The following is a 10,144-nucleotide window of genomic DNA, read 5'->3' on the forward strand; positions in this document are numbered from 1 at the left end:
CTCGGCGTCGCCGCCCGCAGCGCCCGGGGTGAAGCCGATCGCACGCAGCAGGCGATCACGACCGCCGAGGCCGCCCTCGCGACGGCCGCCGCCGAGCACGATGCGCTGCGCCAGCGGCTCGACGACGCCAGCGCCGCCGGCGACTCCGAGGAGGACACCGACACGAGCGAGCGCGACCGCCTCGATGCGGCCGCGATCGCCGCCCGCACCCACGAGATGGAGACGCGTCTCTCGCTGCGGACCCGCGAGGAGCGGGCGCGCGCGCTGCACGACCGGGCCGACTCCCTCGACGCCGCCGCGACGGCGGAGCTCGCGGCCCGCGCCCGGCAGGCCGCCCGGCTCGAACGGCGCCAGCGCGAGGCCCGGGTGGCCGAGGCCGTGCGGGTGGGCGCGGCATACGCAGCGAAGCAGCTCGGGGTCGCAGGCGAGCGCGCCGACCACGAGCGCCAATGCGCCGAACAGGCCCGCACCGAGCGGGAGTCCGAGCTCACGGTCGTCCGGCGCGAGATCGGCGTCCTGCAGGAGGAGCTGCGCCAGCTCACTGACTCCGTCCACCGCGACGAGGTCGCCCGCACCCAGCAGCGACTGCGCATCGAGCAGCTCGAGACGCGCGCGATCGAGGAGCTCGGCACCGACCCCGAGGTGCTCGTCGAGGAGTTCGGGCCGCACCGGCTCATCCCGGCGGTGCTCGACATCGACGCCACCGACGCGCAGAAGGCGGCCGCGCAGGAGGCCGGCCCTCAACCGTTCGTCCGCGAGGCCCAGGAGAAGCGGCTGCGGTCGGCCGAGCGCAAGCTCGGTGCCCTTGGCCGGATCAACCCCCTCGCGCTCGAGGAGTATGCCGCGCTCGAGGAGCGGCATACCTTCCTCACCACCCAGCTGGAGGACCTCAAGAACTCCAAGCGCGACCTGCTCGACATCGTCCGCGAGGTCGACGAGCGGGTCGAGAAGGTCTTCACCGAGGCCTTCCACGACACCGCAGCCCAGTTCGAGGTCGTCTTCGAGCGGCTCTTCCCCGGCGGCGAGGGGCGGCTGGTCCTGACCGACCCCGACAACATGCTGACGACCGGGCTCGAGGTCGAGGCGCGGCCGCCGGGCAAGAAGATCAAGCGGCTGTCGCTGCTCTCCGGCGGTGAGCGCTCGCTCGTCGCGGTGGCGCTGCTCGTCGCGATCTTCAAGGCCCGTCCCTCGCCGTTCTACATCATGGACGAGGTCGAGGCCGCGCTCGACGACGTCAACCTCGGCCGGCTGATCACGCTCTTCGAGGAGCTGCGCGACTCGAGCCAGCTGATCGTCATCACCCACCAGAAGAAGACGATGGAGATCGCCGACGCGCTCTACGGCGTGACGATGCGCGGCGACGGTGTCTCGACCGTGGTGTCGCAGCGGATGCGGGATGCTGTGCCGGCGAAGTCGGCCTGACGGGACTCGCCAGCGCGCCCCGCGCGCCGACGCGGGACCGCCGGCCTCGGTGTGCCACTCTGGAGGCATGCTCGTTCTCGTCCTCGCCATGATCATCTGCATCGGCCTCGCGGTGGCGGTCGTCGTGATCGTCGCGATGCCGGCCCGACGTGAAGGTCGCGACATCCTGGCGCCCCGCGGCGAGGTCGTCGTGGAGCGGGTCAAGGACGCCTCCTCGGCCACCCGCGACAAGACGAGCGAGCTGCTCGGGCGCAAGGCCGACTGACGCCGGACGGCGGTCCTCGCGGAGCGCCGATGCCGGTCGGGCCGGGCCGTCGGCCCGTGCGAGGATGGACGACGTGCTGAACCAGGTCTGGGAAGTCGTCACCCTCGTCGTCGCCATCGCGGTCGTGATCGGGGTGGCCGTCGTCGGCCTGGTCCGTGGCCGTTCCGGTCGCTCCCGGAGCCTCTCCGCCACGGCGCCGGCGGCCACGACCGTCATCGAGCGGCCCCGCGCCGACGACGGGGGCGACAAGGCCGACGAGGGCTCGGTCGGCACCCTGCCCGCGATCCAGCCGCCGAACGCCCCGCCCGAGGCGGACGTCCTCCCCGACATCGAGGAGCCCCTCGCCCCGGCCGTCGAACGGCCGGAGTCCGCCCGGGGCCGGCTCGCCCGGCTGCGGGCCCGACTCGCCCGGAGCAACACGGCGATCGGCAACGCGCTGCTCGGGCTCCTCTCGCGCGGCGACCTCGACGAGGCGGCCTGGGAAGAGGTCGAGGACACCCTCATCGGGGCCGATCTCGGCGTGGAGGCGACGACCGAGCTGGTCGCGCGGCTCCGCACGAAGGTCAAGGTGGACGGCAGCGGCGCCACCGACGAGGCGACCGTGCGCGGCTGGCTCAGGGCCGACCTGCTCGAGCTGGTCGACCCCTCGATGGACCGGCGGATCGCCTCCTCCCGGGTGGGTGACCGGCCGGCCGTGATCCTCGTCGTCGGCGTCAACGGCACCGGCAAGACGACGACCGTCGGCAAGCTCGCCCGCGTGCTCGTGGCCGAGGACCGCGACGTCGTGCTCGGCGCGGCGGACACCTTCCGGGCCGCGGCCGCCGACCAGCTCGAGACCTGGGGAGCCCGGGTCGGCGTGCCGACGATCCGCTCCGACCGCGACGGGGCCGACCCTGCCGCCGTCGCCTTCGACGCCGTCACCGCCGGTGCCGAGATGGAGGCGGACGTCGTCATCATCGACACCGCCGGCCGGCTGCACAACAAGGTCGGGCTGATGGACGAGCTCGGCAAGGTCAAGCGCGTCATCGAGAAGAAGTCCCCGATCGACGAGGTGCTCCTCGTCCTCGACGCGACGACCGGCCAGAACGGCCTGCGCCAGGCCGAGGTCTTCTCGGAGGCCGTCACGGTCACCGGCATCGTCCTCACCAAGCTCGACGGCACCGCCAAGGGCGGCATCGTCGTGGCCGTCCAGCGCAAGCTCGGCGTGCCGGTCAAGCTCATCGGTCTCGGCGAGGGCCCGGACGACCTGGCGCCCTTCGACGCCGAGGCGTTCGTCGACGCCATCGTCGGCTGACGGCGCCCGGACCCCTCCTACCCCGCGCCTCCGCACACGTCATGGTGAGCGTCCCCGACGTCACGTCTGCGGCTGACGGTGCGGCGCGGATCCGTCCGGCCGTGCCCGAGGATGCCGAGGCCTGGGTCGAGACCCACCTCGAGGCGATGGACCACGCCTATGCCGCGCTGATGCCACCGGAGTTCATCCGCCTCCAGCGACAGCGCCGACGACAGCGCGTCGAGGACGTGCTGGCCGAGCTGACCTCGGCGCCCGACGACCCCGGTCTGCCGGTCGCGGCCTGGGTCGCCGAGGACGACCTCGGCATGGTGGCGGTCGCCCGCACCCGCCGCGGCCCTGCTGACTGGGAGGTCGAGCGGGACGTCCCGCGGGCCGAGCCCGAGCTGCAGCTGCAGACCCTGTATGCGCTCCCGCGGGCGCACGGGACCGGCCTCGGGCAGGCCCTGCTCGAGACCGCGATCGGTGAGCGGGCGGCATACCTCTGGCTGGTGGGTGGCAACGCCCGCGCCGGGGTGTTCTACCGGCGCAACGGATTCGTGCCGGACGGCATCGAGGTCGCCGGCGGCCCGAGCTGGTACGGCCGTCCGATGATCCGCCACCACCGCCTCTGACCCGCCCCGACGCAACGACGACCGTTGGTCGCGCGGAGCTCGGCGCTGAGCGTGAAGAGGCGATCGGGCTCGGACCGACGGTCGTCGTTACGCTCCCCTTCGTCGTTCCCCGATGTCGAGGGGGCCGGTCGGAGATGCCACGGCGGCGTACGCCAGCAGGGCCGCGGTCGTGCGCTCGATGTGACGTTCGAGCGCGGCACAGGCCGCGTCGGCGTCGCGGGCGGCGGTGAGCTCGGCGATCTCACGGTGCTCGGAGACTACGTCGCGGTCGGTGTCGTGGCCGAGCTCGCGGGACCAGTGCAGGTAGAGCTCGGAGCAGTCGCGCAGGCCGGTCGAGATGGCGATCAGGCGGGTGCTCCGACACCCGGCGAGCAGCGCGTGGTGGAACTCGCGGTGCGCGTCCGCCCAGGACTGGGTGACATGTCCCGCCGCCGTGGTCATCGGAGTCCTCTGGAGGGTGTGGTGCCGGGCGACCACGGCCGACTCCCATCTCAGGTCGCCGTGGCTGATCGACTCGCGGAGCGCGAGGGTCTCGATGAGGACGCGGGTGCGGGTGAGGTCGAGCAGATCGTCGGCCGTGAGGGGGGTGACCCAGAACCCGCGCTGAGGGGAGGACTGCACCAGGCCCTGCTCGGCCAAGCGGGTCATCGCCTCGCGGATGACGGACAGGCTGACGCCGAAGCGGGTGCAGAAGTCGCTGAGGCGCAGCTTGCTGCCGGGCTCGAGCTGCCCGGTGAGGAGCTCGACGCGCACCGTGGCATACACCCCTTCGACGAGAGAGGTGCCAGCGGTCATAAGACCTAACGGTACACGAAGAGCTACTCGAAAAACGATCTGGCAATTTAATATCGATTTTCTGGGTGAATCTCGACGAAACGCGAGTACGGTGACCAGCACACCACCCCCCTCGGAAGGATCGCCATGGCCGACCTCGAAGTTCCCGTCCTCATCGTGGGGGGCGGGGGCGCCGGCCTCACGGCCTCGATGACCCTGGCCACCCTCGGGGTGGAGTCGCTGCTGGTGAACTCGGTCCCGCACACGTCCGTCCTGCCCAAGGCCCACGTGCTGAACCAGCGGACGATGGAGATCTTCACCGAGGTCGGGGTGGCGCCCGAGATCTACCGGCGGACCTGCCCGCCGGAGAACATGAAGGCCACCGGCTGGTATGCCGGGCTGGCCGGTCCGCACGACGGGTACGGCCGCGAGCTCGGCCGTCTCGAGGCCTGGGGCGGTGGCTAGACCCCGACTACGTCGCGGCCAGCCCCTGCGCGACCACCAACCTGCCGCAGATCCGCCTCGAGCCCGTGCTGCGCGCGCACGCCGAGCACCTCAACCCCGACCGGGTGCGCTTCAACCACGAGCTGACCGGGCTCACCCAGGACGAGTCCGGGGTGCTCGCCACGATCAGGGACAAGGACGCCGGCCGCGACTACACCGTCCGGGCGAGGTACGTGATCGCCGCGGACGGCGGCCGCACCATCGGCGCGCTGCTGGGCGTCGGGATGAGCGGGCCGCGGGACATCATGAGGATGGTCTCGGTCCACCTCACGGCCGACCTCTCGCCCTGGGCCCGTGATGACGAGGTGCTGATCCGCTGGCTGGTCAACCCGGACTTCGGCGGCTCCTTCAGCGGCGTGCTGGTCCCGATGGGCCCGGACCGGTGGGGTCCGACATCGGAGGAGTGGGTCTTCCACATGCAGTACGCCACCGACAACCTCGAGGCGATGCAGGAGGACAAGGTGCTCGTGCGGATGCGAGCCACGCTCGGCCTGCCCGACTGCGACATCACTGTCCACAAGATCAGTACCTGGGTCATGGAGGGCGTCATCGCCGACTCGTTCAGGGACCGGTCGGTCTTCTTCGTCGGCGATGCGGCGCACCGGCACCCGCCGACCGGCGGGCTCGGGCTGAACTCCGCGGTGCACGACGTCCACAACCTGTGCTGGAAGCTGGCTGCGGCCCTGGCGGGACGCGCCGGGGACGCGCTCCTGGACACCTACGAGTCGGAGCGCAAACTGGTCGACCAGGCCAACATCGACAACACGATCGCCAACGCGATGAACCACTTCACGATCGACCAGGCGTTGAACCTGTCCGCCGACAACACCCCGGAACAGAACTGGGCCGAGCTCCGGCCGCTGTGGGAGGACCTGCCTACCTCGCACGGAAAACGGCACGCGGTCAACCAGGCCATCGGGTCGCAGACGATGGAGTTCCGGCACCACAACGTCGAGTTCGGCTACACCTACTCCTCCTCCGCGATCGTCGATGACGGCAGCCCCGACGAGGTGCCGCTGGATGGAGTGCGGCTCTACGAGCCGAGCACCAGGCCCGGGCACCCGATGCCGCACGCCTTCGTCGAGCGCGAAGGCGAACGGGTCCCGTTGGGCACGCTGGTGCACGGCGGGAAGTTCCTGCTGGTCGCCGGGGAGGACGGGCACGACTGGGTCGAGGCGGCCAACAAGCTGGCCGCCGCGAACGACCTGCCGCTGACGGCGCTGACCGTGGGCGTGCTGGGCGCCGACTACGTCGACGTCCGGCTGGCGTGGTTGAAGAACCGGGGGATCGGCCGGCGCGGCGTCGTCCTGGTCCGCCCGGACCGCTACGTCGCCTACCGGTCCATCGGCGAGGTCGCCGACCCGGCCGCCGAGCTGACGTCGGCGCTCGCGCACATCCTCGCTACCCCGCTCGCCTAGTCCACTGCTACCACGGAGACCACCATGCGCATCGTCAACCTCGACCATCGACTCGTCCTGCTCGTCGGTGAGGGCGCCGTCGACGTCGCCACCACCAGCTCCGGACGGTTCACCTCCGACCCGCAGGCCGTCTACGCCGACTGGGACGCCTTCACCGCGTGGGCCGCTACTGTTGATGCGACAACAGCACAAGCCTACGACCCGACCCGGCTCGGTGCCCCGACACCGGCACCGGGCCAGATCTTCGCGGTCGGACTGAACTACGCCGACCACGCCGGCGAGAGCGGTCTCGCCCTCCCGGCCGAGCCGGCAGTGTTCACGAAGTTCGTCTCGTCGATCACCGGGCCCGATGCGACGGTCGAGCTGCCGACCGCGACGGTCGACTGGGAGGTCGAGCTCGTCGTGGTCATCGGCCGACCGGCATACCGGGTCGGCGCTGCTCGCGCCTGGGAGCACGTCGCCGGGCTGACCATCGGGCAGGACCTGTCCGAGCGCACCCGTCAGCTGGTCCCGCCGGCGCCGCAGTTCAGCCTCGGCAAGTCGTTCCCCGGCTTCTCGCGATCGGGCCGTGGGTCGTCTCCCCCGACGAGCTGGTCGATCGCGACGACCTCGAGCTCGGTTGCGCCGTCAACGGTGAGCAGGTCCAGAAGGGTCGGACCGCGGACCTGCTGTTCAGTGTCCCCGTCCTGGTCGAACGGCTCTCGGCGGTCCTGCCGCTCAGCCCGGGCGACATCATCTTCACCGGGACACCGAGCGGCGTCGGGCACGCCCGCAGCCCACAGCGCTACCTCGCCGCCGGCGACGTGCTGACCAGCTGGGTCCAGGGGCTCGGCGAGATCCGGACGACCTTCGTCGACGGGCCGCCCTATCTCGCGCCGACCACTACCACCAGGGAGCACTGACCATGGGCCTGCACCGCCTGACCTCCGTCACCATCGGCGTGCCGAACCTCGAGGCGACGATCGCCTACTACGCGGACTTCGGCCTGACCCACCACGGCGACGGACGACTCTCGACCGTCGACGGGGGCCAGCAGCTGCAGCTCGTGCGCACCCCCACCCGCCGGCTGGTCGGCCTGGGCATCGCCGTCGACGACCGCGACGACCTCGACCGCATCGCGCTTCAGCTGGGCCGTCTGGACCTGCCCGTCACGCGCGACGCGGACACGCTGGTCACCGAGGAGCCGATCGCCGGTTTCCGCGCACAGATCACGGTGAGCCCGCGACTGCGACAACCTGCCCTGGCCGCACCGGCCTACAACGGGCCCGGCCGCATCGACCGGCCGGACGTCCGCGCAGCCGGGGTCCTGCGCGAGGGCAGGGTGCGGCCCCTCAAGCTCGGGCACGTCGTGATCGGCTCGACCGATCAGCAGGCGACCCAGCGGTTCTTCACCGACGGGATCGGGTTCAAGATCAGCGACACCGTCCCTTCGATCGCTTCGTTCATGCGCTGCTCGACCGACCATCACAACGTCTTGGTCCAGCAGGCACCGATGAACTTCCTCCACCACACCTCGTGGCAGGTCCAGGACATCGACGACATCGGCCGGGGAGCCACGGCGATGCTCGAGGACAACCCCGACCGGCACGTCTGGGGTCTCGGCCGTCACCATGTCGGCTCGAACTTCTTCTGGTACCTCAAGGACCCGGCCGGCAACTTCTCCGAGTACTACTCCGACCTGGACTGCATCGTCGACGACGAGCTGTGGAAGCCGGGCGTGTGGGAGGGCCTGCGCGGACTCTACAACTGGGGCCCGCCACCGCCGCCGTCCTTCCTGCTTCCCGACGACGTCGCGGCGATGATGACCGGCGCCCACAGCGCGTCCCAGCCGATCAGGACGGGAGGATCCGCGAGTCGACGCGGGCGAGGGCGTGCGCATCGCGGGGAGGCTCGACGCAACGACGACCGTAGCTCCAGGCGCCCACGGATCAGAACAGGTTGGGGTCCGTGGAGTCGAAGAGGTCGGCGGCGGCGCCCACGACGCGTCCGTCCGGGACGCCGACGAGGTCGACGTCCTTGCCGGGGTAGTCGAAGCGGGCGAGCACGTGCCGCATCGCCTCGAGCCGGGCCCGCTTCTTGTCGTTGCTCTTGACGACCGTCCACGGCGACTTGCCGGTGTCGGTGCGGCGGAACATCGCCTCCTTGGCGGCGGTGTAGTCGTCCCACTTGTCGAGTGACGCGAGGTCCATCGGCGACAGCTTCCACTGCCGGACGGGGTCGACCTGGCGGATCGTGAAGCGGGTCATCTGCTCCGACCGCGAGACCGAGAACCAGAACTTCACGACGTCCAGGCCGTCGTTCACCAGCAGCTTCTCGAAGGCCGGCGCGTGCTTGAGGAAGTCGAGGTACTGCTGCTCCGTGCAGAAGCCCATCACCCGCTCCACCCCCGCCCGGGTGTACCAGGACCGGTCGAACAGGACGATCTCGCCACGTGTCGGCAGGTGGGCGACGTAGCGCTGGAAGTACCACTGACCCTGCTCGCGGTCGCTCGGCTTCTCCAGCGCGACGACGCGGGCGCCGCGGGGGTTGAGGTGCTCGGTGAACCGCTTGATCGTGCCCCCCTTGCCGGCGGCGTCGCGGCCCTCGAAGAGGAGCACGATCCGGCGGCCCTCGTCCTTGACCCAGTTCTGCAGCTTGAGCAGCTCGATCTGCAGGTGCCGCTTCTCGTGCTCGTAGACGTCACGGTCGAGGCGCTCGTCGTAGGGGTAGCCCTCGCGCCAGGTCTGCACGGGTTGGCCGTCCGGGCCGATCAGCACGGGGTCGTCGTCGTCGTCATCGAGGACGGTGTAGCCCTGGAGCAGCAGATCGGCCGTGAGTTCGTGTGCGGTCACGTCGGCAGCGTAGGGGTCGTCGTTGAACGAGGAATGACCACGACCTCAGCAGGGGGTAGGCCGCCGGGTCAGGCGGTGCGGGTCCGCGGGTCGCCGGGGTCCGTCATCGCCCAGCGCACCGCCCGGACGGCGAGACCCGCGACGGGCCCGGTCGCGAGGCGCTCGCCGATCGGCAGGGCGGGCAGCCGGAGCATCGCCTTGGCCCACATCGGCATCAGGGCGACGGCGCCGGCGGCCAAGGCGGCATACCCGGGCCGGCTCACGCCGGTGACCGGTGGGTGCAGCAGCAGGAACCGCGCGGTGTCGTGGGCCTCGTCGCTGGCCACGAGCTCGGACCGGAAGTCGTCCATGGTGGCGGCCAGCTCCGCGACGCTGCGTGGCGCCCGGACGACGCCGAGGCCCTCGGAGGCCCGGCCGGCCTGCTCGACGTAGAGGTCCTCCTGCGCGGGGGTGAGCCGGCGGGGACCGTGGCGGCGGTAGGAGGCGAGGAAGCTGTCGACCTCGGCGGCGTGGACCCAGGCGAGCAGGTGGGGGTCGGACGCGGCATACGGACGGCCGTCGGGCGCCTTGCCGCGAACGCGCTCGTGGATGCTGCGCACGTGGGCGATGGCCCGGTCGCTGGTCTCGACGGTGCCGAAGGTCGTGGCGGCGAGGAACGCCGAGGTGCGCTGCAGCCGCCCCCAGGGGTCGGACTTGTAGCCCGAGTGCCCGGCGACGCCGGCCATGGCGAGGGGGTGCAGCGTCTGGAGGAGGAGCGCCCGGATGCCGCCGACGAACATCGAGGCGTCGGCGTGCACGATCCAGACGGGGTCGGTCTCGCCGAAGGGTCGTTTGCCCGGAGTCAGCCAGATCTCGCGAGCGCGGGCCTCACCCTCGGAACCCGCGACCTTCTCCCGCAACGAGTTCGAGAGGCGGCGGCGCGCGGAGGAGGAGACTCCGTCGACGAGGCCGGTGGTGAGGCCGGAGGCGAGGCGGGCCGGTGAAGTCACGGTCCCATCCTCTGTCACCGCCGGGGCGAGCGCGAC

9 protein-coding genes and 2 pseudogenes are annotated in these 10,144 nt (G+C 71.3%); 8 read left to right on the forward strand and 3 right to left on the reverse strand.

Annotated elements, in window-relative coordinates; all coding sequences use genetic code 11:
* The 4 genes from Q0R63_RS00355 to Q0R63_RS00370 form a co-directional block, all read left to right on the forward strand.
* Positions 1–1,422: AAA family ATPase (locus Q0R63_RS00355; RefSeq protein ID WP_295692334.1), on the forward strand; the 1,422-nt coding region annotated here is incomplete at its 5' end.
* Between the two features lie 67 nt (positions 1,423–1,489).
* Complete coding sequence (locus Q0R63_RS00360; RefSeq protein ID WP_295692337.1) at positions 1,490–1,687, forward strand: hypothetical protein; 198 nt, start codon at positions 1,490–1,492, stop codon at positions 1,685–1,687.
* A gap of 64 nt (positions 1,688–1,751) precedes the next feature.
* The gene (ftsY, locus tag Q0R63_RS00365) at positions 1,752–2,981 is read left to right on the forward strand and encodes a signal recognition particle-docking protein FtsY (protein ID WP_295692340.1); all 1,230 of its coding nucleotides are present in this window, start codon (positions 1,752–1,754) and stop codon (positions 2,979–2,981) included.
* Positions 2,982–3,022: 41 nt separating this feature from the next.
* Positions 3,023–3,592, forward strand: a complete 570-nt coding sequence (locus Q0R63_RS00370) for a GNAT family N-acetyltransferase (RefSeq protein ID WP_295692343.1) — start codon at positions 3,023–3,025, stop codon at positions 3,590–3,592.
* 87 nt (positions 3,593–3,679) lie between these two features.
* On the opposite strand, the gene Q0R63_RS00375 is transcribed toward Q0R63_RS00370, so the two are convergent.
* Positions 3,680–4,387, reverse strand: a complete 708-nt coding sequence (locus tag Q0R63_RS00375; RefSeq protein WP_295692346.1) for a GntR family transcriptional regulator — start codon at positions 4,385–4,387, stop codon at positions 3,680–3,682.
* A 126-nt stretch (positions 4,388–4,513) separates the two neighbouring features.
* On the opposite strand from Q0R63_RS00375, the gene Q0R63_RS00380 reads away from it, so the two are divergent.
* The 4 genes and pseudogenes from Q0R63_RS00380 to Q0R63_RS00395 form a co-directional block, all read left to right on the forward strand.
* Positions 4,514–4,831: an FAD-dependent monooxygenase gene (locus Q0R63_RS00380; RefSeq protein WP_295692349.1), complete on the forward strand. Its 318-nt coding sequence runs from the start codon at positions 4,514–4,516 to the stop codon at positions 4,829–4,831.
* A gap of 65 nt (positions 4,832–4,896) precedes the next feature.
* Positions 4,897–6,288, forward strand: coding sequence for an FAD-dependent monooxygenase (locus Q0R63_RS00385; RefSeq protein ID WP_295692352.1), 1,392 nt, complete (start codon positions 4,897–4,899; stop codon positions 6,286–6,288).
* A 24-nt stretch (positions 6,289–6,312) separates the two neighbouring features.
* Positions 6,313–7,079: pseudogene (locus Q0R63_RS00390) on the forward strand (fumarylacetoacetate hydrolase family protein); the annotation flags it as partial.
* A 113-nt stretch (positions 7,080–7,192) separates the two neighbouring features.
* Positions 7,193–7,936, forward strand: a pseudogene (locus Q0R63_RS00395) (VOC family protein); the annotation flags it as partial.
* 280 nt (positions 7,937–8,216) lie between these two features.
* Here the strand turns inward: Q0R63_RS00395 and ppk2 are convergent.
* Together ppk2 and Q0R63_RS00405 are read right to left on the reverse strand one after the other, a co-directional pair.
* Entirely contained in the window at positions 8,217–9,119 is a 903-nt protein-coding gene (gene ppk2 / locus Q0R63_RS00400) for a polyphosphate kinase 2 (protein WP_295692355.1), read from the reverse strand.
* Positions 9,120–9,187: 68 nt separating this feature from the next.
* A complete protein-coding gene (locus tag Q0R63_RS00405; RefSeq protein ID WP_295692359.1) occupies positions 9,188–10,108 on the reverse strand; it encodes an oxygenase MpaB family protein in 921 nt (306 codons plus the stop codon).
* Between the last annotated feature and the right edge of the window lie 36 nt (positions 10,109–10,144).

This window comes from Lapillicoccus sp., from assembly GCF_025353065.1.
GTDB lineage: Bacteria > Actinomycetota > Actinomycetes > Actinomycetales > Dermatophilaceae > Lapillicoccus.